The sequence below is a fragment of the Methanoregula sp. UBA64 genome (assembly GCF_002502735.1).
Taxonomy (GTDB): domain Archaea; phylum Halobacteriota; class Methanomicrobia; order Methanomicrobiales; family Methanospirillaceae; genus Methanoregula.
Window position 1 is genome coordinate 989,423 of sequence record NZ_DAQC01000001.1, and the last position, 23,894, is coordinate 1,013,316.

Annotated in this window: 31 protein-coding genes and 2 tRNA genes; 11 read left to right on the top strand and 22 right to left on the bottom strand. The window is 59.2% G+C overall.

Features of this window, described 5'->3' with window-relative positions; all coding sequences use genetic code 11:
• Positions 1–3 precede the first annotated feature (3 nt).
• Positions 4–1,446 (bottom strand): MFS transporter, encoded by a 1,443-nt coding sequence (locus tag BP758_RS04815; protein ID WP_292369254.1) that lies wholly within the window; start codon positions 1,444–1,446, stop codon positions 4–6.
• A gap of 152 nt (positions 1,447–1,598) precedes the next feature.
• On the opposite strand from BP758_RS04815, the gene BP758_RS04820 reads away from it, so the two are divergent.
• Entirely contained in the window at positions 1,599–1,823 is a 225-nt protein-coding gene (locus BP758_RS04820; RefSeq protein ID WP_292369256.1) for a ferredoxin, read from the top strand.
• 136 nt (positions 1,824–1,959) lie between these two features.
• On the opposite strand, the gene BP758_RS04825 is transcribed toward BP758_RS04820, so the two are convergent.
• The 3 genes from BP758_RS04825 to BP758_RS04835 all read right to left on the bottom strand — a co-directional run bounded on the left by BP758_RS04825 (position 1,960) and on the right by BP758_RS04835 (position 3,440).
• Positions 1,960–2,592, bottom strand: coding sequence for a PH domain-containing protein (locus BP758_RS04825; RefSeq protein ID WP_292369257.1), 633 nt, complete (start codon positions 2,590–2,592; stop codon positions 1,960–1,962).
• Positions 2,593–3,245: 653 nt separating this feature from the next.
• Positions 3,246–3,318: transfer RNA gene (locus BP758_RS04830), tRNA-Asp, on the bottom strand.
• Positions 3,319–3,333: 15 nt separating this feature from the next.
• Positions 3,334–3,440: transfer RNA gene (locus BP758_RS04835), tRNA-Tyr, on the bottom strand.
• A 155-nt stretch (positions 3,441–3,595) separates the two neighbouring features.
• On the opposite strand from BP758_RS04835, the gene BP758_RS04840 reads away from it, so the two are divergent.
• Positions 3,596–5,113 (top strand): 2-isopropylmalate synthase, encoded by a 1,518-nt coding sequence (locus BP758_RS04840; protein ID WP_292369259.1) that lies wholly within the window; start codon positions 3,596–3,598, stop codon positions 5,111–5,113.
• 106 nt (positions 5,114–5,219) lie between these two features.
• On the opposite strand, the gene BP758_RS04845 is transcribed toward BP758_RS04840, so the two are convergent.
• The 12 genes from BP758_RS04845 to BP758_RS04900 all read right to left on the bottom strand — a co-directional run bounded on the left by BP758_RS04845 (position 5,220) and on the right by BP758_RS04900 (position 12,732).
• Positions 5,220–5,582: a prefoldin subunit beta gene (locus tag BP758_RS04845; RefSeq protein WP_292369261.1), complete on the bottom strand. Its 363-nt coding sequence runs from the start codon at positions 5,580–5,582 to the stop codon at positions 5,220–5,222.
• Positions 5,583–5,680: 98 nt separating this feature from the next.
• The gene (locus BP758_RS04850) at positions 5,681–5,929 is read right to left on the bottom strand and encodes a KEOPS complex subunit Pcc1 (protein WP_292369264.1); all 249 of its coding nucleotides are present in this window, start codon (positions 5,927–5,929) and stop codon (positions 5,681–5,683) included.
• Positions 5,930–5,994: 65 nt separating this feature from the next.
• Complete coding sequence (locus BP758_RS04855; RefSeq protein WP_012107386.1) at positions 5,995–6,129, bottom strand: DNA-directed RNA polymerase subunit P; 135 nt, start codon at positions 6,127–6,129, stop codon at positions 5,995–5,997.
• Positions 6,130–6,150: 21 nt separating this feature from the next.
• Positions 6,151–6,474 (bottom strand): 50S ribosomal protein L37ae, encoded by a 324-nt coding sequence (locus tag BP758_RS04860; RefSeq protein ID WP_292369266.1) that lies wholly within the window; start codon positions 6,472–6,474, stop codon positions 6,151–6,153.
• Between the two features lie 44 nt (positions 6,475–6,518).
• Positions 6,519–7,223: a ribosome assembly factor SBDS gene (locus BP758_RS04865; protein ID WP_292369269.1), complete on the bottom strand. Its 705-nt coding sequence runs from the start codon at positions 7,221–7,223 to the stop codon at positions 6,519–6,521.
• 6 nt (positions 7,224–7,229) lie between these two features.
• Positions 7,230–7,952, bottom strand: a complete 723-nt coding sequence (gene psmA, locus BP758_RS04870; protein WP_292369271.1) for an archaeal proteasome endopeptidase complex subunit alpha — start codon at positions 7,950–7,952, stop codon at positions 7,230–7,232.
• The gene (locus BP758_RS04875; protein WP_292369273.1) at positions 7,924–8,505 is read right to left on the bottom strand and encodes an Rpp14/Pop5 family protein; all 582 of its coding nucleotides are present in this window, start codon (positions 8,503–8,505) and stop codon (positions 7,924–7,926) included. The genes psmA and BP758_RS04875 overlap by 29 nt, the downstream gene beginning before the upstream one ends.
• Positions 8,506–8,507: 2 nt before the next feature.
• Complete coding sequence (locus BP758_RS04880) at positions 8,508–9,149, bottom strand: RNase P subunit p30 family protein (RefSeq protein ID WP_292369275.1); 642 nt, start codon at positions 9,147–9,149, stop codon at positions 8,508–8,510.
• 31 nt (positions 9,150–9,180) lie between these two features.
• Positions 9,181–9,771 carry a 50S ribosomal protein L15e gene (locus tag BP758_RS04885; RefSeq protein ID WP_292369278.1) on the bottom strand — a complete coding sequence of 197 codons (591 nt, stop codon included), beginning with the start codon at positions 9,769–9,771 and terminating at the stop codon, positions 9,181–9,183.
• A 169-nt stretch (positions 9,772–9,940) separates the two neighbouring features.
• A complete protein-coding gene (locus BP758_RS04890) occupies positions 9,941–10,402 on the bottom strand; it encodes a hypothetical protein (RefSeq protein ID WP_292369280.1) in 462 nt (153 codons plus the stop codon).
• Between the two features lie 420 nt (positions 10,403–10,822).
• A complete protein-coding gene (moaC, locus tag BP758_RS04895) occupies positions 10,823–11,290 on the bottom strand; it encodes a cyclic pyranopterin monophosphate synthase MoaC (protein WP_292369281.1) in 468 nt (155 codons plus the stop codon).
• On the bottom strand, positions 11,290–12,732 hold the full coding sequence (locus tag BP758_RS04900) for an NAD(P)H-hydrate dehydratase (protein WP_292369283.1): 1,443 nt from the start codon (positions 12,730–12,732) through the stop codon (positions 11,290–11,292). The genes moaC and BP758_RS04900 overlap by 1 nt, the downstream gene beginning before the upstream one ends.
• A gap of 27 nt (positions 12,733–12,759) precedes the next feature.
• Between BP758_RS04900 and BP758_RS04905 the strand changes: the two genes are divergently transcribed.
• From BP758_RS04905 to BP758_RS04920, 4 genes are read left to right on the top strand one after another with little or no spacing between them, the layout of a single operon-like run.
• Entirely contained in the window at positions 12,760–14,160 is a 1,401-nt protein-coding gene (locus BP758_RS04905; protein ID WP_292369285.1) for a single-stranded-DNA-specific exonuclease RecJ, read from the top strand.
• A complete protein-coding gene (locus tag BP758_RS04910) occupies positions 14,105–14,659 on the top strand; it encodes a PUA domain-containing protein (protein WP_292369287.1) in 555 nt (184 codons plus the stop codon). Before BP758_RS04905 ends, BP758_RS04910 begins: the two co-directional genes overlap by 56 nt.
• Positions 14,583–14,924, top strand: a complete 342-nt coding sequence (locus tag BP758_RS04915) for a nascent polypeptide-associated complex protein (protein WP_292369288.1) — start codon at positions 14,583–14,585, stop codon at positions 14,922–14,924. The genes BP758_RS04910 and BP758_RS04915 overlap by 77 nt, the downstream gene beginning before the upstream one ends.
• A complete protein-coding gene (locus tag BP758_RS04920) occupies positions 14,921–15,646 on the top strand; it encodes a protein-L-isoaspartate carboxylmethyltransferase (RefSeq protein WP_292369290.1) in 726 nt (241 codons plus the stop codon). The genes BP758_RS04915 and BP758_RS04920 overlap by 4 nt, the downstream gene beginning before the upstream one ends.
• 107 nt (positions 15,647–15,753) lie before the next feature.
• Here the strand turns inward: BP758_RS04920 and BP758_RS04925 are convergent, their stop codons facing one another.
• The 3 genes from BP758_RS04925 to thsA form a co-directional block, all read right to left on the bottom strand.
• Positions 15,754–16,104 (bottom strand): type II toxin-antitoxin system PemK/MazF family toxin, encoded by a 351-nt coding sequence (locus tag BP758_RS04925; protein WP_292369292.1) that lies wholly within the window; start codon positions 16,102–16,104, stop codon positions 15,754–15,756.
• On the bottom strand, positions 16,097–16,312 hold the full coding sequence (locus BP758_RS04930; protein WP_292369294.1) for an AbrB/MazE/SpoVT family DNA-binding domain-containing protein: 216 nt from the start codon (positions 16,310–16,312) through the stop codon (positions 16,097–16,099). Before BP758_RS04930 ends, BP758_RS04925 begins: the two co-directional genes overlap by 8 nt.
• Positions 16,313–16,459: 147 nt before the next feature.
• On the bottom strand, positions 16,460–18,043 hold the full coding sequence (thsA, locus tag BP758_RS04935) for a thermosome subunit alpha (RefSeq protein WP_292369296.1): 1,584 nt from the start codon (positions 18,041–18,043) through the stop codon (positions 16,460–16,462).
• A gap of 312 nt (positions 18,044–18,355) precedes the next feature.
• Here thsA and BP758_RS04940 point away from each other — a divergent pair, with 312 nt between their 5' ends.
• On the top strand, positions 18,356–19,195 hold the full coding sequence (locus tag BP758_RS04940) for a hypothetical protein (protein WP_292369298.1): 840 nt from the start codon (positions 18,356–18,358) through the stop codon (positions 19,193–19,195).
• Between the two features lie 7 nt (positions 19,196–19,202).
• On the opposite strand, the gene BP758_RS04945 is transcribed toward BP758_RS04940, so the two are convergent.
• Positions 19,203–19,550: a hypothetical protein gene (locus BP758_RS04945; RefSeq protein WP_292369300.1), complete on the bottom strand. Its 348-nt coding sequence runs from the start codon at positions 19,548–19,550 to the stop codon at positions 19,203–19,205.
• On the opposite strand from BP758_RS04945, the gene BP758_RS04950 reads away from it, so the two are divergent.
• Positions 19,543–19,686, top strand: a complete 144-nt coding sequence (locus tag BP758_RS04950; RefSeq protein WP_292369302.1) for a hypothetical protein — start codon at positions 19,543–19,545, stop codon at positions 19,684–19,686. The two genes, BP758_RS04945 and BP758_RS04950, sit on opposite strands and share 8 nt — an antisense overlap.
• A gap of 33 nt (positions 19,687–19,719) precedes the next feature.
• On the opposite strand, the gene BP758_RS04955 is transcribed toward BP758_RS04950, so the two are convergent.
• Positions 19,720–21,339 (bottom strand): hypothetical protein, encoded by a 1,620-nt coding sequence (locus BP758_RS04955; RefSeq protein WP_292369304.1) that lies wholly within the window; start codon positions 21,337–21,339, stop codon positions 19,720–19,722.
• Positions 21,340–21,523: 184 nt separating this feature from the next.
• Here BP758_RS04955 and BP758_RS04960 point away from each other — a divergent pair, with 184 nt between their 5' ends.
• The 3 genes from BP758_RS04960 to pyrI all read left to right on the top strand — a co-directional run bounded on the left by BP758_RS04960 (position 21,524) and on the right by pyrI (position 23,353).
• Positions 21,524–21,679, top strand: coding sequence for a hypothetical protein (locus tag BP758_RS04960; protein WP_292369306.1), 156 nt, complete (start codon positions 21,524–21,526; stop codon positions 21,677–21,679).
• Between the two features lie 277 nt (positions 21,680–21,956).
• The gene (gene pyrB / locus BP758_RS04965) at positions 21,957–22,859 is read left to right on the top strand and encodes an aspartate carbamoyltransferase (protein WP_292369307.1); all 903 of its coding nucleotides are present in this window, start codon (positions 21,957–21,959) and stop codon (positions 22,857–22,859) included.
• Positions 22,856–23,353 carry an aspartate carbamoyltransferase regulatory subunit gene (gene pyrI / locus BP758_RS04970; protein WP_292369309.1) on the top strand — a complete coding sequence of 166 codons (498 nt, stop codon included), beginning with the start codon at positions 22,856–22,858 and terminating at the stop codon, positions 23,351–23,353. Before pyrB ends, pyrI begins: the two co-directional genes overlap by 4 nt.
• A 48-nt stretch (positions 23,354–23,401) precedes the next feature.
• Here the strand turns inward: pyrI and BP758_RS04975 are convergent, their stop codons facing one another.
• Positions 23,402–23,893 (bottom strand): phosphopantetheine adenylyltransferase, encoded by a 492-nt coding sequence (locus BP758_RS04975; protein ID WP_292369311.1) that lies wholly within the window; start codon positions 23,891–23,893, stop codon positions 23,402–23,404.
• Between the last annotated feature and the right edge of the window lies 1 nt (position 23,894).

Below are 23,894 nucleotides of genomic sequence, written 5' to 3' on the forward strand. Positions count from 1 at the left end.
TCATTACCGGTTTTTTTCATCTGATTCCCCGGCGGGAGCTTTCTTGTCCCTGACTGCAAGGGAGAGGAGAAGCGGGACAACCAAGAGGAGGAGCCCGGCCCAGATGGTGAGATGGAATCCTTCGAGAAAGACTGCCGGATCGAGCTCGGCAAAGGGCACAACGCCACCCTGTGAAGTAGAGAGGGTGAGCAGCATCGCATACAGCGCGGTCCCGACAACGCCCCCGAAGTAGATGACGGTGATCATCAGGGACGAGCCCGTGCCCTCTTCGCCTTTCGGGGCATTCTCGATGATCCGGCTTGCGGCCGGCCCGGCGGCTATCCCGATGGCAAGGCCCATGAGGACGAGACCGAGCAGGAGCGGGAGCATGCCTGCCGACGGGACAAGAGCGGCAAAGATCCCGTCAAAGACGATGAATACCACACACGAGGCAACGGCAAACCAGCGGCAGCCGTACCGGTCGGACCACTGCCCGAAGGGGATGCTCACGATGCAGGTGACGACCGGGGGGATTAAGAGGAAGAGCCCGCTCACCGCGAGGCTGTAGTGCATCCCTGCCGCAAGGTAGAACGGCAGGAGATAGAGGACGCCGGCATAGACGATGTTGATGAGGAAGAATGCGGCAAGGACTGCGGAGAACTGCCATTTTCCAAAGAGGGAAAGCCGTATGAGGGGATGAGCGGTCGTTCTCTCCCTCACTACAAAGAGGAGCGCGCAGGCCGCGCTTATGCCAAAGGCTGCGGCGACCGCCGGGGCGATCCCGCCGAGCGCGGCGGTCTCTTCGAGCGCGAACGTGCCCGCGGCCATGGCACCGAAGAGGAGACCCGCGCCGGGGATGTCAACCGGTGCGGTGCCGGCCCCCGGCTCCGGTATGTCGGCAGGGATGACCCGCGCTGCAAGGATTATGCCGCAGATCCCGATCGGGATGTTGATCAAAAAGATCCAGTGCCAGGAGAGGAAATGCGTGATCATCCCGCCGAGCGCCGGGCCCGCTGCAAAACCGATCGAGCTCGATGCGCCAAGGACGCCCATAGCCGCGCCGAGCATGGTCGGCGGGAGGTAGCGGACGCAGAGGAGCGGGGCGACCGCGGCGATCATCGCGGCACCAATGCCCTGGAGGACCCGGGCGGCAAGGAGCACCGAAAGGGTCGGGGAGAAGCCGCACGCGGCAGAGCCGATCGTAAAGAGCGCGAGGCCAAGAATGAAGATCTTTTGCATGGCCCCCCGGTCGGCGATACTTCCCATCACAAGGACAAGACCGGCCATCATCAGGAGATAGGTGATGATGACCCACGCGATCGTGCCCGTATCGGTGGTAAAGGCGGAGGCGATCGTGGGGAGCGCAACGTTTACGATCGAGCCGTCGAGGCCGTCCATCAGGATCCCGAGGGCCGCAGCTCCGAGAAGGAGACGCTGGTGCCGGGGATCCGTGATGAGGGCAGGCATGTGTTCTTACCGGGTGTTTCACCATCGGTCATTAACCTGACGGGAGTCCGTGCATGGCCGGGTCCCGTTGGCAACAGGGCCGGTGCGGCTCTTTGCCACCTCCGCAACCATTATTGTGCTCCTGTCCCCACATGCGCATAGAGAGGTATGCCATGAAAGTAACGATCGACCGGATGCAGTGCGTGAGTTGTGGTTCCTGCTGGGATACGTGCCCGGCGCTCTTTATGCAGAACGAAGAAGATTCGTTCTCCCAGATCGTGCCGGAGTACCGGGAGAATAACGATCTTTCGGCAAGTATCGTGCTGCCCGATACCATCGGCTGTGCCCGCGATGCCGCCGATCTCTGCCCGGCGGCCATCATCGCTATCGAAGAATAATCACCGTTGGCGTTCACCGGTGCGGGCGTGCCGGATGAAAGGGATACGGTAAAAACGGGTATATGCGGCCCGGACCGCCTCCCGCAGTCAGGCCGGGGGTTATAAGGGCTGCCGGCGGTACCGCCGGATCCCGCCCTTACTTTTTCTGTTGTTCGAGGAGCTGGCGGATCCTGCGGAGCTCGTCGAGCATCAGGATGCTCGTGGTCATAGGTGCTATCGGCTGTTCGGCAGCGGCGGGGGCTTCCTGCCGGCCGGTCCCGGTTGCATCGCCGGATCCACTGTTGCAGGCATGGACTGCCTTTCGTAACAGTTCGCGGAGTTCCTCGGCGTGCTCGATCGCCTCGATGCGGATCTCCGGCGTTCCCTGCCCGGAATACCCGGCGGTCTGGACAGCGATGCTCGATATATTGAGCCGGCGCATGACCGGGCCCTGCCGGAGATCGAGGTTGGTGATCCGGTTGTACGGGACAATGCCGGTGGTCCTGAACCAGACCCCGCGGCGCCAGCGGAGCTCGTCGGCATGGAGCTCGTAGAACATGGACTCATAGTACAGCCTGGTCCACGTGAAAAACAGCCCGGTCGCAAGAACGAGCAGGCCGAAGATCGCGATGGCGACATACCCGTCCACGGCCCCGGCAGAGGCCATGGGCAGGATACAGACTACCACGATGAAGGCGAGGAGGAGGAGGAAGTCGGCGATAAACCAGGTGACCAGCGCTTCGGAGGGCTTAAACGGCACATTGCGGGGAAAAAGTTCTGCTTCTGCCATGATTGTCTGAATCAATATGCTGGAGACTGCTATGAAAACATATCGGGCATTTACCCGGTCACAACAACCGGTACCGGCAGACTTCCGGTTCCGGTAAAAACCGGATAAAAGGGGGGTAGTCCCCCCTCCGGTTCCGGAAGGTGGGGGGGAGGGGGGCCGGCCTAAAAAAAACCGGGCAGGGGGGTGGGGGGCATCCGGAAATTTTTTTACTGAGGGGGTACCCCCACCCCTTCCATGCGACACGCCACCCCCCTCCCTTCCCAACGGAGGGAAGGGGTCCCCTCCCCTGCTCGCCGGAGACTCCACGCGAAATGCAGGTTTTGAGACTGGAACAGGGGAGGGGTAGTCCCCAGGATTGTACAACACAGGGGGGGCACCCCCCCTACCCAAAAATATTTTGGCCGGGGGGAGGGGGGTGTCCGGTTTTTTTGGAGGTGGGGGGTAGGCCGGGTAACACAACGGGGGGCCGGCCTTGTGCTGATGGAGGGATACCCCCGGGACCCGATCTGGTATTCTCCGGGGTAAACTGAAGTGAGGGGCGCTCCCGCGAGGGGCCGTCATGGCGGGGAGCCATCGTTACGCACAAGGGTAAAAATCAGAACATCGAACGATAATGTTCCCATTTTCAGGAAAAAATCCCTAAAACAAAGCGACGCCCAGGTCGGAATTCGAATCCGAGTCGATTGCGTGACAGGCAATCATGATAGGCCGCTACACTACCTGGGCATTGGGTACAGTTTATCCCGCCTCCCGGATTCGGACCGGGGACATCGCGGTAGCCGCGCAGTTGCCGTTCATCGGCAAACCATACTACAGCCGCGCACTCTACCAGGCTGAGTTAAGGCGGGGCACTCTGCCTAATAATGTAGGGGTAGTTTCCTATTAAACATATCGTAAGATGGGCGGATTCCAAGGCGTGAAAAGTACGGGAAACGAATCTGGTGCAGCGACTGTTTATATAATGTGCCTGCTCATAAGGATGGTATGACTACTCGCAAGGATTTTGCGGGGGATCGTTTTCTTCACCGATAGCCGTGCGAAGAACGACGTGACCGTTTTTGATACGACACTCCGTGACGGGGAGCAAACCCCGGGGATTGCCTTCACATTCGAACAAAAGATCGAGATTGCCCGTCAGCTTTCCGACATCGGAGTGCACACTATCGAGGCAGGGTTCCCTGCATCGTCCGCACCCGAGAAGGAGACCGTTGCCGCGATCAAACGCCTGGGACTCGACGCAAACATCTGCGGTCTGGCCCGCTCGGTCAAGGCCGACGTCGATGCCTGCATCGACTGCGACGTGGACATGATCCACGTGTTCATCCCGACCTCGGACATCCAGCGGGAGAACACCATCAACAAGACCCGCGAACAGGTGCTCGATATTACCGGCGAGATCATCCGCCATGTCCGCGCCCACGTGGACAAGTGCATGTTCTCGCCGATGGACGCGACCCGGACGGACCACGATTATCTCGTTAAGGTCTGCCAGACAGCAGCGGAAGCCGGCGCCACGATCATCAACATTCCGGACACGGTCGGGGTCATCTCGCCCTCGGGGATGAAGACGCTCATGGGCCGGCTCGCCCGCGAGGTAAAATGCCCGCTCGACGTCCACTGCCACAATGACTTCGGCCTCGCGGTCGCAAACACGATCGCCGCAGTCGAAGCCGGTGCCTCGCAGGTGCAGGTGACCGTAAACGGTCTCGGGGAACGGGCCGGTAATGCCGATCTCGCCCAGACCGTGATGATCATGGAGTCGATCTACGGGATCCACACCGGGATCAAAAAAGAGCGGCTCGTGGAGACCTCGCGCCTCATCTCCCGGTTCTCGGGGCTTGCCATCCCGCCCATCCAGCCGGTGGTCGGAGAGAACGTCTTCTCGCACGAGAGCGGCATCCACACGCAGGGTGTCTTAAAGTGCTCCGAGACGTTCGAGCCGGGCATCATGACCCCGGAGATGGTGGGCCACCGCCGCAGGCTGACGCTGGGAAAGCACGTCGGCCGGCACGCGGTCCGGCAGATGCTCACCGACGCCCACATCCAGCCCGACGACACCCAGCTCGACATCATTGTCGAGAAGGTCAAGGCGATCGCAAGCAAGGGCAAGCGCGTCACCGAGGCCGACCTGTACGAGATTGCCGAGAGCGTCATGGGTATCCCGGCCGGCAAAAAGATGCTTCAGCTCGAAGACATTGCGATCATGACCGGCAACCATGCCATCCCGACCGCAAGCGTCCGGGCACAGGTGAATGGCGCTGAGCACGTCTATTCGAGCGTGGGAAACGGCCCGGTCGATGCCGCCTTAAAGGCAATCGTCGGGATCATCCCGTCCCGGATCCAGCTCACCGAGTTCAACATCGAGGCGATCAGCGGCGGCTCGGATGCCATGTGCCACGTCACCATCGCCGTCGAGGACGAACACGGCCACGTGTACGATGCGAGCGGGAGCGGGGACGACATTGTCCTTGCCTCGGTCGATGCACTCGTGAACGCGATCAACCTCACGAGCAGGGATTAATCTCTCCCTTTTTTACCGGATCTGATGAAGTAACCAGCGGGAGCTCTGGGGGATAGACGTGAAAGGGGACTGCCGGCGTGCCGGATTCGGGAAGATATAAAAAAAGTTATGCGGCATTCGGGGCGCTCTTGCCCTCGAGTGCGGATTTGATCTGGGTCTGGAGTTGCTCGAACTTCCCCTGCAGCATCTTTTCCTGTTTCTCTAAGGACTTGACCCGGAGTTCAAGGGTCTCGACCTTCTCGGTGAGTTTCGCGTTCACGTAGTCCTTCTTTTTCTGGACCATGATCGTCCCGATGCTCATGTACATGGGCGTGTCTTCGGTTGCGTCCGCGATCTCTTCCTGGGCACGCTTGGCCTCGCGCACGGCCATCTCGTACTGGGTCTTCTGCTGGAGGATCGTCTGGAGCTGCTGCTGGACCTGCTGGAGCATGGCAAACTGGTTCTGGACTTTCGGGGAAATGTTCTGCATGATCTCGTCTTCCGTATCTGGATTCGCCTGCTATCGATAAAAATGATTCCGAATGCGTTCCTGCCCGCTCAAACCTGCGGGAAAACTGCCCCTATCGATCAGGCAATATCCTGCATCTCGTCAGCCACGTTTACGAGGCGGAGGAACATGTTGAGCGCCGCACGCAGCGCCGCGAGATCCTCAGCTTCCACGGTAAGGACCAGCGTCTCCCCGTCGATCCGGCAGCGGGTTGCCGTACGGGGACTGACCTCTTCGGCAAGCTCGGGAAGGAGCGAGCGGTAGATCTGCCCGGCATGGGGCGTGGTGAACCGGAACTCGGCGGTATGGTGAAACACAGGAACGGTCACTTCGTTACACTACGTAGGAAAACAGGGATATAAAAATGAACGGCCGGGAATCTCCCCGGCAACAATTACCTGGCCTTGAGCTCTTTTATCGCTGCGCCGCGTTCCTTAAAGAGGATGCGGTGGCCACAGTAGGGGCAGCGGACGTTGACGTCGATCTCCACCTTCTGTTTACACCGGGCGCACTTGTAGGTACTTGCCATAGACGATAAACCCAATCGCGCTTACTGCGCCCTCTTCTGTGCGGCAGCTGCCGACTCAACTACCGCAGTGTTGGTGCGGTCGATGGCACGGAGCGCAACACGGAGGGTCGGGGTCTCGGGCTGGTAGGCGCCTCCGGCGAACTTGTAGCCGCACTTCCGGCACTCCCAGATCCCGGTTCCCTTGCGCTGGACCGAGATGTTGTCGCACTTCGGGCAGCGGTGGGATGCACGCGAGATCTTCTCCATCTCTGCGACTCTTTTCCGAACAAAGCGTCCGTACCTGCAGCCGAAACGACCGGCACTTCCGGTGACTTTTCCCTTTGCTGATTTTTCAGAGCTTGCCATGATGAACTATCCACCAAATTGTCTTGCTATATTTGTCGTCGCAACTAATATACTTGATTGAGGATCTTGACCTGGCCCTCGCCTTTGGAGAGCTTGTTGACCAGATCGTAGAACTCGCCCTGGATGCCGGCCGGGATCCGGACCACGCAGACCCAGGACCCGTCCTTCTGCCACTCGTCTTTTTCCATCGTGCTTGCCGATGCAATGTCCCCATAGGCCCGCGCAGCAAAGTCGGGAGGGATCCGGATAGCGAGCCGGAGTTCCTCGAAGCGTATCGGGAGGATGGGGCGCAGCGCCTTGACGGTCTCTTTTACCTGCTCGTCAACGTGCTTAAAGGGGTCGATGTTGACCCTTGCTTCCTCCATGGCCAGTTCGATCCGCTGCGGCGGGTGCGGGTGGCCGGTCTGGGGGTTGATCGAGTTCCGTGCGATAAAGGTGATGACCTGCCGGCGCTTCTCCTCGGTCATCTGTTTGCGCTGGTCGGCAGTGAGATGAATCTCCCCTTTCTCGATGATCTTCTTTGCTACCGTGGTAAAATCGGTGGTGTGGAAGACCTTGATGAGAGACTCTTCCGAAGCGCGGGTGCCGCGCGACGAGTTCCCGAAGATATCGAGGGCCGCGACTACGTCCTCGATGTTGAGGGCCTCGCCCTGCCGTACCCGGGCTGCAAGGTGGGGATCCACGAGGATCTCGAACTTCTCCCCGTAACTTTCAAGCCTTGCCACCACGGCGTTCTCTAAGGAGATCATACCCGGTCACTGCTTGAATTTCTCAACGTACGATGCAACCTCTTCCTTTGGCATCTTCCTGAATGTCGCATCGCCTTTTCCGACGATACCTATCTCGACGGTCGTGGCGTCGAACTTGCCCTCGGTTGCAGAGTGCAGGGCCTTGAGGCCAAGGGAGATCGCATCGCTGATGGTAAGGTCAGGATTGTATTCTTCCTCGAAGACCTTCATCGCCGCCGGCCTGCCGATCCCGATACCGGTTGCCTTGTACTCAAGGAGCGTGCCGGAGGGGTCGGTCTCGAAGAGCCTGCACTCGCCATCGCTGACACCCGCAATCAGAAGCGCCGTACCGTACGGGCGGATCCCGCCGTACTGGGTGAGCGTCTGCATGTGATCGCAGAGTTTCTTTGCGAGCGCCTCGACCTCGATCTGCTCGTCGTAGGAGACCCGGTTGATCTGGCATTCGACCCGTGCACGGTCGACAAGGGCACGTGCATCGCCCACCAGTCCCGAGGAAGCGACGCCGATATGATCGTCGATCTTGAAGATCTTCTCGATCGAGGACGCTTCGAGCAGTTTTGAGCTGACGCGCTTGTCAACGATGAGGACGATCCCGTCCTGTGCCTTGATACCTACCGCGGTAGTACCGCGTTTTACTGCTTCGCGGGCGTATTCCACCTGGTACAGCCTGCCGTCCGGTGAAAAAACAGTGATTGCCCGGTCATATCCCATCTGGTATTGTGGTTGCATGCAAAATCTCCAGATCTTCTGTTGCCAGATACAATCGGCGTGTATTTTTAAATCCCTTTTCTATTACATCAACCTTATGACCGCGGCCTGCCACGATTTCGACCGGGGTGGTCCCGAACCGGTACTCCGTGACAGGAAGGGGAGGCTCCTCCGCAGGGGAACCGGCCTGCCCCGCGGATTCCCCGGCAGCCGGGGCCTGCTTCACATCCCTCTTTTCCTGAAATGCTGCGATCCGGTCCCGGAGGGACTCTAATGTCCCCGATACCGCAAGGATCCTGAGGGCAACAGGCGCTTCGCGGCAGGCAACGAGGGTCGAGAGCGCGATCATCAGTTCCCGCTCGGACCCCCGCCGGCAGCGCAGGAGGGCGCATCCGCTCTCGATCGCAATGACCGAGGGCTGCATTGCCGCGGCAACAAGATCGCCAAAGAGCGAGACGACCGCCTCGTATACTGCATAGTAGAGGTCTTTTGGATCCACAGGGGTTCCTTCGGGATCGATCCGGGCAAGCACATACCGGCGTTTCTCCCGGAGCGTGGGCGGTCGGACTGCCATGGTCAGATCACCGTTACCGCACCTACTTCGGGTGCCATCACCCGGGCGACACCGGCAAGCGCGGCCTGGACGCCGGTCTCGTCCATACCAAAGAGAGAACAGAGGCCGGCTACCTCACGGACCGCACGCATCCCGAGCACGGAACGGGCGGACGAGGAGATCGTGAGCGGGAACTCGAACCGGCGTTCGAGCACCATCACGTCAAGGTACCGGTGGATTGCTTTCTGCCGCTGGTGCCCGCGGCCGAAGATGACCGGTGCAAGATCGATGTCGACGGCCGTGTTGTTGTCGGCCGCGATCTTTGCTGCCACGTGGTCGAACGCATGCTTGTCAGCGGCATAGATGCCCCGCAGGACATGGACGCCCCGGGTATTTGCAACAGTCCGGATAAACCCGTTGTCCCCGGCCTGCACGGAGAGCATTGCCCCGGTGCCACGGCAGCGCTTTGCCTTGTTCTGGACGTCTTTTGCGGGAAGGCCGGAAAGGTAAACCCCGGGGATCACGTCAACGCCGCAGATCGTCTGGGCTGGTGCGTCAGGGACAACGATGCTGTCAAAGCCAAGCGAGCGCGCCTCGAGTGCCATCCGGCGGACCGATGAGTCACCAAGCGGATATGGAACAACACAGGCATCGGTGATCTTCATGGAGATACCATTGCCATAAAAAAAGATAAGATTATTTGCCCTGGTTGGCGTTGGAGCGGATGCTCGGGCGGGTCTTCTCGGTACCCTTACCCTTGGTCCTCATGCCACGGCCCTTCCTGCCAGCGGAGGTCTTGCCGCGCTCGGCACGGCCGCGGTGGGTCGGGTTTGCCATCCATGCGAGGTTCTTGTCGCTCTGGATCGAGGGGTGGTGGCCGTCAACGAGGATAACTTCGTAGTATTTCAGCTTGCCATCCTGGCCGACCCAGTAGGAGTTCAGGACTTCCATGTTCGGGTACCGGCGGGATGCGCGTTCCTCGGCAATCCGCTGGATGCTCTTACCTGGGGTGCTCTTGTTCTTGCCCATGCGTGCGGACCGGCGTGCCCGGACATACCGGGATACCCGGCGCCCGCCGCGGCGGACCTGGACACGGACAACCGCAATACCCTGCTTTGCCTTGTAGCCAAGCGAGCGGGCGCGGTCGATACGGGTCGGGTGCTCAAGACGGGTAACGCTGCCTTCGCGGCGCCACTCCTGCATCCGGTCCCAGAGCATTGCTTTTACTTCGGACTTGTCAGGTCTCGCCCATGCGTCCCTGACATACGCATACATCGATTTTACCATGTGTTATAACACCTCAAGGTTCGGCCTGTAACAGGCTACATTCCTTTTAACGGGACGAATCCCGCGGTTCTATAGAATTGGATGGAGGAGGTAATAAAGGGAGGGGACGGATTCATTCCATTCATGGACACTTATAACCGGCAATAATGACCCATTAACCACGTCACCATTACGACAGGGTTACGGTTCCGCCTTTCCCGTGGGGGACATTATTAAGAATAAATTCCCGGGATGCATTCAGGCAATCGGACTGGATCCGGTATCTTCCCGGGACCCATTCCGTGGTGATTAGATGAAATACCGGGGTTCTTTGGCCGGCCCCCATATAGGAGGGTTCCCGATTTGAGACGCTGCAGAGCTGTGTAGGTTGTGGTGGGGAATACGCATTAACAGGCCGGGGCAGTTCTTCCCAATAACTCTCGTTCATCCAGAGAAAGATCCGGCATTCCGTGAAATCGCCAATGCACGAAACGGTATCCTTGCCGTCGTTTACCAGGTAGAACTCGATGATCTCTCCCTGATTATATACATCGGAATCCATCATGATTCGTTCCGGGTGACTGCTGTTCTGTTGCGCAATCGTTGTCGTGTACAATACCTTTGACTGGGGCGTCAGAGTAACAACTGACAAGGAGGTATTAATTGGGACCGTGGTAGTCACCGTCATGTTTTCCGGAACAGGATCCGTTGTACATCCCGCAACAAGCACGCTTCCGGCAAGAATTATCAAGAGGGATACTATAGCAGTTACCGACGCATTTTTTCGGAAAGGACAAACTGGATCCGCCATACTGACAAGGGATAATCTGATTGGATCAGCAAATAGTTTTTGAAAGTATAGTGGGGGGGGATATCCCAAAGTTATCCCTGAAAAAAAGATACCTGCCGTCGCACCCGGCAGGAAGCCCCCGCGGCGGCTCAATTACCTGCACCGCTCAACATGAGGTAACGTATAGCGCAAAACCCGGCGAGGCGTTTTGCGCGTAAAGAATCGTCATGGGGGTGCCAAGCGGAGGGGCGAAGCCCCGGGAGCGTCCCCATTCTCTGAAAATCACTCCCCCTTCTTTTTCTCCACGACGTGGATCCCTTCGATCCGGGTGACCGGGTACTGGCCGTGTTCGTCCTTTTCCGCGGACTTGACCATGTCCCATACCGTGAGGAGCGCCACCGAGACGCCGGTCAGGGCCTCCATCTCCACCCCGGTCTTCCCGGTCGATTTGGTGGTAACGGTCGCCTCGATATACCCGTCGCCTTCCGCGAAATCCACGGTGATTGCCCCGAGCAGGATCGTGTGGCACATCGGGATGAGCCGGGGGGTGTCCTTGACCGCCAGCGTGGCGGCAACCCGTGCCGTGGCAAGCACGTTCCCCTTTACCACCGTTCCCTCGCGGATGGCCGCAAGGGTTGCGGGGCGCAGGTAGATCCTCCCCGTTGCCACCGCCTCGCGCACCACGTCTTTTTTCGCGCTGATATCCACCATCTGTGCTTTGCCATCGGAAATATGGGTAAACTCCACCATCAGGGATCTCTCCTGTACAATTCTTCGGGAATGCGATGCACGAGATCGGAGGCAAGCATCCCCGCGCCTTTCTCTTGTGCCACGCGCTCCCCGGCCCTGCCGGTGACATACGCGGCAATGCACGCCGCCTCGAATGCCGGCAGGTGGCAGAGGAGGGCCCCGGTCACCCCGGCGAGCACGTCCCCGGTTCCGCCAACGCTCATGGCCGGGTCGCCGGTCCGGTTGAACCTGACCCGGGCACCGTCCGTTATCACGTCCACCGGCCCCTTGAGGAGGATGGTCGCGCCCGCTTCCCCTGCTGCCGCCCGTGCCGCTTTTGCCCTGCCGCAGGCATCGGCTGCATCCGCGGGAAGCGGGTTACCGGGAGCGATCCGGGCAAACTCGCCCGCGTGCGGCGTATACACGGTCTCTTTTGCGGCCCTTACGAGCGGGAACCGGAGGGCATCGGCATCGAAGACCGCCTTCCTGCAGTGCGGGGCTACGGCACCAGTGACTGCGTGGCTCTCCGCCCCGAGGCCGTTCCCGCAGATAACCGCATCTGCCGTTTCTGCAAGGGCAATGAGCCGTTCCGTATGCTCTTCTGTAATCCGGTCGCCGGGGAGCCGTTCGTAGATGAGGTCAGGCACCGGTTCGAAAACCGGCGATGCTATCCGGACGATATCCGCCCCTGCCCGGAGCGCCCCGAGGCCGGCAAGGTACGGTGCGCCCTGGTACGGCCCGCCGCCGATGACCAGCACCGAACCGCCGTCGCCCTTGTGCCGGGTGTGCTTCCGTGCGGGGATGAGGGTGAGGTCACCGGGCCCGGTGCAGATCTCCGCTTCGAGAGGAATACCGATGTCGATAACCTCCGAACCCTGAACTTTGGGCCGGTGGAAGGCACAGATCCGGTCGGCCCGCATCCCGGGAGAGGGGAGGTCTGCCGCCACGATTGTTGCCGGCGAGCCGTTTGCCATCGCAATGCAGGTCGCAAGGGGTTCCCGGAGCGCCCCCGCCGTGCCGGTCCCGAGCAGGGCATCGACAATCACATCCGCCTTCCCGAAATAAGGGGCAAGGGTGCGCAGGTCGTCGGTAGAGACAAACGGCCGGAGCGTGACCCGGGCACCCTTCAGGGCAGCGAGCTCTCGGGCACAGGACGGGCTGCGCTCACCGCGATCGAGATAGCAGACCGTGGTGTCCACCCCCCGCTGGAGGTACCGGGCCGCTGCCATCCCGTCGCCGCCATTGTTCCCTCTCCCGCACAGGACAAGCACGGTTTTGGGGTTGTACGAGAGCACGGTCCCGGCAAGCGCCCGGCCTGCGCTCTCCATGAGCTGGAGCCCGGATACGCCGAGTGCCTGCGCATTGGCATCGACTGCCCGCATCCGTTCCGGGGTAACGATGCCGGTCTCTGCATATGCAAGGGCACAGGGTAACAGGTCGGGCTCCATGGTACTACACTTCATCAATTAAGAACTCCATAAATATAGACAATGGGTTTTACTGATGATGTGAAGGCAGCAGCCGAAAAGATCACGGCTGCGCACGAGATAACCATCATCTCACATATCGATGCAGACGGTATCTCCTGCGAAGCGATCCTCTCGCAGGCAGTCGCCCGGCAGGGTATCCCAGTCAGGTCCGTTTTTGTCCGCCAGCTCGAACCGCTCACCATGCCGCAGGTGCCGGACGACGCCTCGTTCAAGATTTTTTCCGATCTCGGCGCCGGCCAGCAGAATCTCCTTGCGGCAAAGGGACTGACGGAAAAGGACGTCCTGATCGTCGACCACCACGTCAGCCAGCCCGGCGAGATTACCTACCCGCAGGTGAACTGCCTGCCCTATGGCTACGAGAAGATGAGCGCTGCCGGGGTCTCGTACCTCATCGCAAAGGAGCTCGATTCGGCAAACATCGACCTTGCCAAGATCGCGGTGATCGGGAACGTCGGGGACATGATGGCCCGGGAGACCTGCGGGCTTGTGGGCCCGGCCCGGGAACTGATTGTCGAGGACGGGGTAAAGCACAAGTCGGTGAAGGTCTGTAAAAAGGACCTCAACTGCTACGGCACCGCAACCCGCCCGGTCTACCTCTCGCTTGCGTATAACGACGACCCGTTCGTGAAGGGGATCAGCAACAACCCCGAAGGGGCCAAGCAGTTCTTAAAGAAACTCGGGATCCGCCAGCAGACCCCGGACGGGCGCTGGTATGTCTGGGAGGAGCTCTCCGACGACGACCGGCGCACGATCATCTCGGCGCTTGCCGAGCAGCTGATTGCAAACGGGGAGAGCGTGGACCGGCTCCTTGCGGAGACTTACCGGTTCCCGGACGAGATCCCGCGGACCCCGCTCAGGAATGCGCAGGAGTATGCAACGGTCCTCAATGCCTGCGGCCGGTGGACAAAGCCCGCGGTCGGGAGCGCGATCCTCAAAGGCGACCGGGGGCAGGCCTACCGGGATGCGGAACACATGCTCGGGAACCACCGGGCAATTATCCGCAACCTCCTCGAATATATTATCGAGACCGGTGTTCGTGAGCTCGAAAACGTCCAGTATATCGATGTCGGGGGAAAATACCCGGATACGATCGTCGGGATCGGGGCGGGGATGGCCCTCTCCAAGCTCAATGCGGAGAAGCCCATCCTCATTCTCTGCGAGGTGCCCGAGGACAAGAACCTCTTAAAAGTCTCGATGAGGACGACCGAGCGCGTGATCGCCCGCGGGGTCGACCTCCAGCAGGCAGTCAGCGAAGCCTCGGCAGAGTACGGCGGCAGCGGCGGGGGCCACAAGATTGCAGCCGGAGCATTTATCCCGAAAACCGCAGAACAGGAGTTTGTCAACCGTGTCAACAGGATACTCGGAGAACAGTTCAACGGCAAGGGTGCAGGCGATCGCTGATTACCAGTTCGGGAGCGGGTGCGGCACTGCGCTCTTTCCCGACGGCTGCGAATTCGTGCTTTCAACGACCGGGAGGATCCGGCAGATCCTCTATAACAGCGTCCGGCTCGCAACGGTCCGCGCCTCGGACGGCCGGCTTACGGTCGGGATCGAGGGTGCAAAGAGGCTTCTTGCCGCCATCCCCGCCCCGGGCTGCCGGGTCGTGATCCGCGAGGACGTGGCGGAGTTCGTGGCGCAGGGCAAGAATGCGTTTGCAAAACACGTGGTCGCTGCCGACCCGCAGATCCGCGCGGGGGACGAGGTTCTCGTGGTCGCGGAGGGAGACCGGCTCATTGCCTGCGGGATTGCACTCCTTTCGGGCACGGAAATGCTCGCATTTAATTACGGTGGAGCCGTAAGAGTACGGCAGGGGAGTGCGAAAAATGCTTCCGGGAAATATCAATCCGCGCCAGATGAAGGCGATGATGAAGAAGCTCGGCATGCAGGTCGAGCCGATTGAAGACGTCCAGAGTATCGTGATAAAGACCCCGAAGGGGAACTGGATCTTCGATGCTGCCGAAGTGACGGCGATGACCATGCAGGGGACGACCACCTACCAGGTCACGGGTAATCCCCGCTTCGAGGAAGCGGCGGTTGAGATCCCCGACGAGGACGTTGCCATGGTCGCCGAACAGGCGCAGGTCTCAAGAGAGAAGGCAAAGGAAGCGCTTGTTGCTACCAAGGGCGACATTGCCGAAGCGATCGTGAAACTCTCTTCCCCATGATCGAGACCGGGGACCGGGTCCTTTTGGTTGGCGCAGGCCGGGAATTTTTTGTCCGCGCCGGCCCGGGAAAGCTTTCGACCGACAAAGGCCAGCTCGACCTTGAACCCCTGGTCGGGGCAGCGCCGGGCGATGTTTTTACCACCCATATGGGCCAGGAGTTCGTGCTCCGTATCCCGCGACCTACCGACTTTTTCGTGCACGGCAAGCGCTCGGGAGCCCCGATGCTCCCCAAGGATATCGGCCTTGTAATCGCGTTCACCGGTATGAACAAGAACGACGAGGTGCTCGACGCAGGGACGGGAAGCGGCGTTGCGGCGATCTACTTTGGCGGGATCGCGGCGCACGTGAAGACATACGAGGTCAGGCCTGAGTTCTCGGCGCTCGCCGCAAAGAACATCAAAGAGGCAAAGCTCGACAACGTGGAAGCCGTTGCCGCCGATGTACTTGCCGCGGAAGGCATCTATGACGTGATCCACCTTGATTTGCAGATCGAGACGGCACATGTGGCCTTCGCATACGACCACCTCCGGGCCGGGGGATACATGGCCTGCTACACGCCGTTTCTGGAACAGATGGCGATCGTGGTCGATGCAGCGCAGGCACGCTTCCCCGAGGTCCACACCCACGAGCTCATCGAACGGGAGATGACCCGGTCAAAGCGGGGGACCCGGCCGTCGACAAGCGTGAGCCACTCGGGGTATATCACGATAGCAAGGAAGTAAGTTCATCCTTTTTTTTAAGATGGTGTGATGCCGGCCGCCGCCCAAAAGGGTGCCCTGAGGAGGGGAGCCCTCACAATGTTAGCAATTTCAAAATAGCCCATGAAATTTCACTCATCATCCGGACCAACCAGTTCGCAGATCAGCCCCCGGATCTCCCTCATCTTTTCCGGCCTGACGATACTGATGGTATCGCAGATCAGTTCTTTCTCCAAGGCATAGATCCCGTCAGCCTGCACAAAACTGGGATGATCCAGTGCTCCTTCCCTGAGATCCTCGTTAGTCAGGCTGGCCGCCATCATCTTTGGTTTCTTCGTGGTGATTTTTACGACAATCACATCGCGGGAGATCCGGTTGTACCGGGAATTGCTCACCACAAGCGCCGGGCGTACCTTGGACTGGATCTGGTTGGAATAGGAAAAATCCACAAGGACAACGGCACCCTGTGCCGGATCAGTCATGCGCCAACCTGTTCTTCGCGTAATCCTTCCATGCATCGTCAGGGTTCTCGTAATCGACCTCGATCTTTGCTTTCCGGAAGATGATCCTGTCCTTATCTGAGGAAATGGTCAGGTAATCCCCGTCATGGATATCAAGATCCGTCCGGATCTTCTTGGGGAGGGTGACGAGTCCCTTTGATGAGACCTTGACAAGAGTCGTGTCAGACATATGCACTCACAACTTAGAATATAAGATTCTCAGATAATCAGTGTTGCGAAAGCGGAACTATCATGATCGGAAGGATTCCCGGAAAAAGAGATCATGAAAAAATACGGGATAAAATGATACCTGAATTATCCCCTGCCCGGGATCTCTTCAGGCTTTAGACTGCGTGATCATCATGTCATCGATACGGGTGAGCATGATCGCGGTCTCGGAAGCACTCTTGATGGACTGGCGTTTTGACCGGAGCGGTTCGAGGACGCCTTCGGCCTTCATATCGATAACCTCGCCGGTGTAGACATTGAGGCCGGCGGTCTTTTGTCCCTTCGCATGGGCGTTCTTGAGGGCGACAAGCTTGTCGATGGAGTTGTACCCCGAGTTTTCCGCAAGCGTCCGGGGGATGATCTCAAAGGCCGTGGCATACCCCTCGATTGCCAGCTGGACCCTTCCTCCGACGGTAGCAGCGTAATCGCGGATCTTCATCAAAAGCTCGGTCTCCACTGCACCGCCGCCGACCACATACGTACCGTCCTCGATTGCATCCATAACCACGCGGGTGCCATCGACAACCGCACGTTCCAGCTCGTCGAGAAGGTAGTCGCTCGTGCCCCGGATGAGAATACTGACGGTTTTGGGATTCTTGCACCCGGATATCCGGGTGATCGCCATGTCATTGTCCTCTTCCACGGTCGCGGCGTTCCCCAGATCCTTTGCCGTCAGATCTTCTGCCTTGTTCACGATGTTTCCCGAGAGCGCGCGTGCCGCGTACTTGAGATCCTTTTCCGGGACATCCTCGATCGCAAACACGCCGTGCTTTGCCAGGTAGAACTGAACCGCATCGGCAATCCCCTTCTGGCAGAGCACCACATTTGCGCCGGCGCTGATGATGGCATCGGCCAGTTTCTTAAACGTCTCCTGCTCCTGTTTTGAGAACGCGGAGATCTGATCGGCGCTCGTGATCTTGATCTTGGCCTTCGACTGGGTTTTTGTGATCTCCATCGCGGACGCAACAAGAGCAACCTTTGCCCCGGCAACCTTCTTTGGCATGGCGTCGTTTACCCGCGTCTTGTCAAGGACAATCCCGCGGATGAGCTCGGAATCGTCCATGGACTTTCCCTTCTGCTTCTTGATCATTACGTCGTCTTCATCGGCCACGTATTTCCCGTCGGTCTTTTTTGCAATGATCATGACCGCGTCCACGATGATCCCGTCGAGTTTGGTCTTGACCGATTCGATCGATTTTCCCGTGATTGCGGTGTCGGCGATCTTAAGGAGCGTCTTCCGGTCGGTCGGGTCGACCTTAAAGGAAAGGGCGTCCGTGATCTGGAGGGCCTTGTCCATACCAAGACGGTAGCCCTGGGAGATAACGGTCGGGTGGATCCCCGTTTCGAGCAGTTTTTCTGCCTGTTCCATTAAGGCGCCGGCAATGACAACGGCAGTCGTGGTCCCGTCCCCGACCTCGTCGTCCTGCGTGTTTGCGATTTCGACGATCATCTTTCCGCCGGGGTGCTTTACCGAGATCTCACTTAAGATGGTGGCACCGTCGTTGGTGATGACAATATCCCCGGTCGAACCGACAAGCATCTTGTCCATGCCCCGGGGGCCAAGGGTGGTCCGGACCGCGTTTGCTATCGCCTTTGCGGCCATGATATTCGAGTGCTGGGCTTCCTCGCCGCGATTCCGTGTTGTTCCTTCTTTGAGAATAATAATGGGCTGTCCGCCAAGCTGTTGTGACATTTCCTAAAACCTCTGGTTTTCCTTGTGTTTTCGTTTCGTATTCCGGCAAAGCCGTTCGTAGTCCCGGCAGGTACTCCCGGGTGTTGTGTACCGTGTAACCGGGGATGACTATCACGCCGCATCACGGGTTATTTTGTAGGGAGGATTCTGGCCCCGGGCAGTTACCGGAAAAACCGGTTCTTTCTTTCGTCCCTGTGACGGTCAAACCTTGTCTCGTGACCACATATGTCTATCTGTGAACCGGGTTGCCTTTACGGTGACTCTTTTTTTCAGACAAACAACCATTTAACCCCCGCCTTCATACCCCAACACATGCCATATCAGGGGCACATCCACATCATTGCCGCCGGTGAAAATCTCCCTTCCGTATTCACCGCATCGTTTCGGGACTATCCCGGGATCACCAGGGCGTACGTTTTTACCGATACCGCCGTCTTTTACAAGCATGCGGATCCCGTGATCGAAAAGGGGAGACTGGCGGAGAGGAACGCGATCTCTGCATCAAAGAACACGTCAACTGCCCTTGGCATCCCGTTTCACGATGAGGTGATCTCCCCTCCTGCCTACCCTTCAGCCCGGGACGTGCTCACCCGGATCCGCCGGGAGTATCCTCTGGCGCGCTACACCTTCGATTGTGCTGGCGGGTCGCCGGCGCTTGGCATGGCGCTCCTCGCCCTTGCCCCGTGGGTAAACGGCACGGTACGGGCAGTGTTTGACGAGAAGGTCATGCGCCCGGTCCCGCTCCCGGACCTGTCACCCGTCGCCCTCCTTTCAAACCCCAACTACCAGACGATCCTCGCGCTGCTCATCAGGCACGGCAAAAACGAGAAGAAGGCCACCGCGTTTGTCCATGTCCAGCGGCAGTATCTCTACGATCAGCTCTGGCCGCTCTACGTGATGGGGCGGGCCAAAAAAGATCCCCCGGCCGCGAGCTACAAGAAAGGGAGGAAGGCGGCGGACGAGCTGAGCCAGCAGATGTTTTCCGATTTTATGGCCGGACTCGTGAAAAACGGCCTTGCGGAGATGGATGTCCCGGGCACGAACCGTAAGGAGAAGTTCTACCGGATCACGGAAAAGGGGGAGATGACATTCCGGTTTGGATCCCATCCGGCTACAAACGCGCTGGTCAAAACCGTACTGGAAGCGCTCTAGATCAGGTTCACGGCCGGGCAATGATCCGGTAATTTTCTTTTTCGCGCGAAAAAGAGGAGTAAGTTAGCAAGCCGATTATCGGATAGTTATCCGATAATCGGATGTACATCTGACTGGCCAAATTTTTCTTCGGCGTGGAATTTTTGGGGATCCGGATTTTTTGGAAAAATATCCGGATCGTCCGGGCCGGTAAAATTTTTCGCGGCCAAAAAAATTCCGGTTTTTTCTTTTCGCGGCAGGAAAAATATCCGGGCCCGGGAAAATTCCCGTCCCTTTTTTTCCAACTTCTTTGCGCTTTATACCGCATCCGGATCCAGCATTGATCAATCCTCCAAACAGGTGCACGCATGACCATGACCGCAACAACGACCGCAACCAGGAATGTGACGCAGGCAATGCAGAAGATCCCCCTCTCCATCCATATCGCAGGTATCCTCCTCCTTGTTGCGGTCACGGTCTGGTGCGGCCCTGTCGCCCCGGCCTTCCTGTAAGGGAACGGCAAAAGAAAAGAAGATGGGTTTTTCTTACAGGAACGTGAGCGGGTTGAGTTCCGCTGCGGGACTGGTGTGCCCCTTGATCCTCTTTATCAGCGCAAGTTCGGCAGTAAGGCCGAGCTCTTTTGCATAGGTCTCTGCAAGGGCCAGCTTGTCTGAGGTATCCGCATACTTGTCCGGGTAGAGATCGGCCATGGCAAGGTAGAGCAGCGATTCCGAGATAAAGCACTGCGCCATCCCCCATTTGGAGCCGATCTGGCAGTAGATCGAGAATGCACTGCTGTACTTTGCATCGATATCCTTTGGCAGCGGCCGGCCAAACTTCTGGCAGGCGATCCGGGCAAGCTCGCACTCCCCGACAAGCGTATGGGCAAACCAGCTGATGCTCCGGATACGCTGCGCCGCGGCCTTTGCCTCCTCGTACAGGCCGGATGCCCGGGCAAGGTACGGGTCGGCAGCCGCAGCATCGGGAGCGGCAAATGCGTACGCCCGCATCAGTTCCGCAAGCTCCGGGAGCAGGCGCACCCGGCCCCAGAACATCCCGTCCTCGTAGATTGCTTCTGCTGCCTGGTAGCTCTCGCGGGCCCGGTCAAGTTCGCCGGTGAGCCGAAAGACCGTCCCGGTCCTCCGCCAGATATCCGCCCGGACCTCCTCACAATCCGGGTCGCGGTGCCCAGGATCGGCCTCGGCAGCCATTTTTGCGGCAAGCGTAAGCCGGGCCGGGGCAAGCCCGGGGGCAACAGCTCCGCAGATCAGCTCCACTTCCGCAGCGCCGAGCAGGTTTCGTGCCTGCGTAAACGCCGGGGCGCCGGCCCTCCGTGCGTCAAGAAGATACGCCTCCTTTGCACCGGTAAGATCGTTCTTATGGAGGAGTACGCTTCCTTTCGAGATCCGGGCCGCGGCAAGGATCGTGGCAAGATCGAGGTTCTGCCTGCGGGCAAGGCCGATCCCGTGCTCAAAGGTCGCCTCCGCTGCATCGTACAGGTCGAGTACCTGGAAGAACTGCGCGTACCAGAAGAAGAACCGGGCCTCGTGCTCTTCAGGGGGCGCGGTTGCCACGAACCGGAGGAAGTCCCGGGCAAGCGACCCATCGATATCGCTTGCCGGCACCTTCCCGGTAAAGATATCGTCGTAGATCCCTTCCAGGTAGTCGCCAATAGCCCCCGGGTTCCCGAGCAGGGCGGAAAACGTACTGTAGGCCTTCTCGACCTCATGGCCCCGCTCCGTGCGTTCGCCGATAGCCGAGATCACCCGGGGCTGGACGCCCTCGGGTTTTCCTTCCCCGCCCGTGCGCGAGATCTCGCCAAGGAGGATCTTGAGGTCAAGGAGCCCGCCGGCCGGGTTTCCCCGGCACCGGACCAGGACGTAGCGGTTGAAGAGCCATGACCGGCGGATGAAATAGTAGGGGTTGGTGCGCTCGTTTCCCGCCCGGGCAACGATCCCCATACCAATCAGGACTTCGAGGCGCTTGCGCAATGCCGACTCCGAGATGGCGTGCTCCTTTTGCCCGGCGGCATTGACCCGCACGAGGATCTGGGGGATCTTGAGCGGGCCGTCATACAGGGCAAGCAGCGTCCCGCGACCTGCGGCGGACAGGCCGGGCTCATCAGCCACAATCCGCCCAAAGGTCTCCCGGTCAGGGTACATCATTGCCGGTAGGGTGGTACTACCGGAAGAAAAAGATTCGGATATGTTCATGAGGCTGAAATGAGGGGGGCGGCACCCGGGACGGGTAAGACACCTGTCGGGGGGGAATCGCCCGGAATGGAAAAAACCGCCGGGTTTTTTTCCATCTTCGGGCCCCTTATATCACCCCCCTCCCAACATCATGATCATGCCAGGAGAGATCCTGGACACGCACGAGCAGCAGGGGACGACAAGGTCCTCACAGGAATCCATCGGGAATACCCCTTTTAGGGAGTTTGTAGGGGCCTTCCTGATCGTTACCACAAAAAATCGCCAGAAAGAACCGGGCCTCGTGTTTCCCTGAACCGGCCGGTTCTTTCTGGCAGATCCAGTCACCTCACACGACAGCGGCCCCTCGCAGGCAGAAGGGGCCAGGCGTAACGGAACGGGGAGCAAGGGAAGGATGATACCACCCTCTCATATTACCATCAGGCCTCCTCCAATTCACCCCATACCCCAGGATAAGACCTCCCCGTTCCCGCTACCAGCGCCCTGCTTTTATCCGGATTACCACCCGAAGAGAAGGATAGGTACATTAGGTTTTGCGGCATACCTCTCATCCAGCGCACGCGCCGGAGGGGTTGTATACGCACCATATCATTTCCATCGGGGATTTTGACCGCAGCGCGATCGATCGGCTGCTGGATCATGCGGTACAGATCGGGAAGAACAAGTACGACAAAAACGCCCTTGACGGCAAAATCCTTGCCGTCCTCTTTTTTGAACCAAGCACCCGGACACGGATGTCCTTTGAATCCGCCATGGCACGCCTCGGCGGATCGTCCATCTCGGTGAGCAGTGTCGAGGCCTGCTCAATGGCAAAGGGCGAGACGCTCGCCGACACGGTCCGGGTGGTGAGCGGGTACGCGGACGCGATCGTGATCCGGCACCCGAAAGAGGGCGCAGCCCGGCTCGCGGCTGAGTTTGCCACGGTGCCGGTGATTAACGCCGGGGACGGTGCCGGCCAGCACCCATCCCAGACGCTCCTCGACCTGTACACGATCCGCCAGTCGATGAAGATCGACGGGATCGATGTGGCGCTTGTCGGCGACCTGCGGTACGGGCGGACCGCCCACTCGCTTGCCTCTGCGCTCTCCCTGTATGGAGTCCGGCTCCACACGGTCTCTCCCCCGGGTCTCGAACTCCCGCCGGGCCTTGTAAACAACCTGACCGAACAGGGGATGGAGATTGTTGTGCACGAGACCCTGGAAGAGGTGGTAAACGACCTCGATGTCCTGTACGTGACCCGGGTCCAGCGCGAACGGTTCCCCGACCCGGCCTCGTACTTCAACGTGGCCTCCAGCTACCGGATCACTCCCGAACTGCTCGCGAGGGCAAAGAAGCACTTAATTGTCCTGCACCCGCTCCCGCGGGTGGACGAGATCGACCCGCGGCTTGATGCAACCCCCCATGCAAAATACTTCGAGCAGTCCAAGAACGGGGTGCCGGTCAGAATGGCAATGCTCCTGGACGTGATGAAATGAAGCACATCGCAGCACCCGCCGATACCGGGGAGGAGATAGGAGAAGGCCTCTTAATCCGGAGGATCAAGAACGGCACCGTGATCGACCACATCGACGCCGGGGAGGCACTAAACGTGGTAAAGATCCTCGGGATCGCGGGAACGACCCTTGAATCCCTCTCGATTGCCACGAATGTCCCGAGCAAGAACAAGGGGAAAAAGGATATCGTGAAGATCTCCAACCGGGAACTCTTAAAGGAAGAGGTAGACCGGATCGCGCTCATCTCCCCGAACGCAACGATCAACATCATCCGGAACTTCAAGGTCTGCGAGAAAGAGGGGGTTGAGGTCCCGACCATGATTGTCGGGAGCGTGCGGTGCCCGAACCCCGGCTGTATCACCCGGACAAACGAGCCGATCAAGAGCCGGTTTGCCGTGCTCCCGGGCGGCAAGGGCCTGCGCTGCCTGTACTGCGACTCGGTGATCTCAAAAGACATCACCAGTTATATCATATAACCGGCGTTTTTTCTTTTTTCCTGACGTTTACCGCTGCAGTGTGCTTGTTTAGTCCTGCGTACGGATCAAATGTCCGTGGGTATCGATCTCCCCGCGCCAGATACGGGTTGAAGAGATCCAGCGGCCGTCCTCGGCAAGCACGCAGGTGATCTGGTGGATATCCACCTTGCGCAGGTTCTTTGCCCGCCGCATCTTGTTGATCTCGACAGCAACGGGAAGCGTCTCCTCGGAGACGACGATGGCATCGAAGTCCGCATCGAGCGCCGAACCGAACCGGTCGCTTAAGGGTTCGACCTCCCACCGGGTTGCATACTTTTTTTCCGCAGCAGCGGCCGTAATGGTGCCGGTAATGTACTGCTCAAGATCGGATTTGCGCTCGGCAAACGGGTGGATGGGATGGGTCTTATGGCTCGCAAAGGCATCGTTAGTGAGCCCGATCACGACCTCGCCGTCAGGGCCTGCAAGCGCAAACGAGCGCGAGAGCAGGCGCTTGTGGCCGTCGTGCAGCGGGTCAAATGTGCCCCCTACCATAACCTTCATA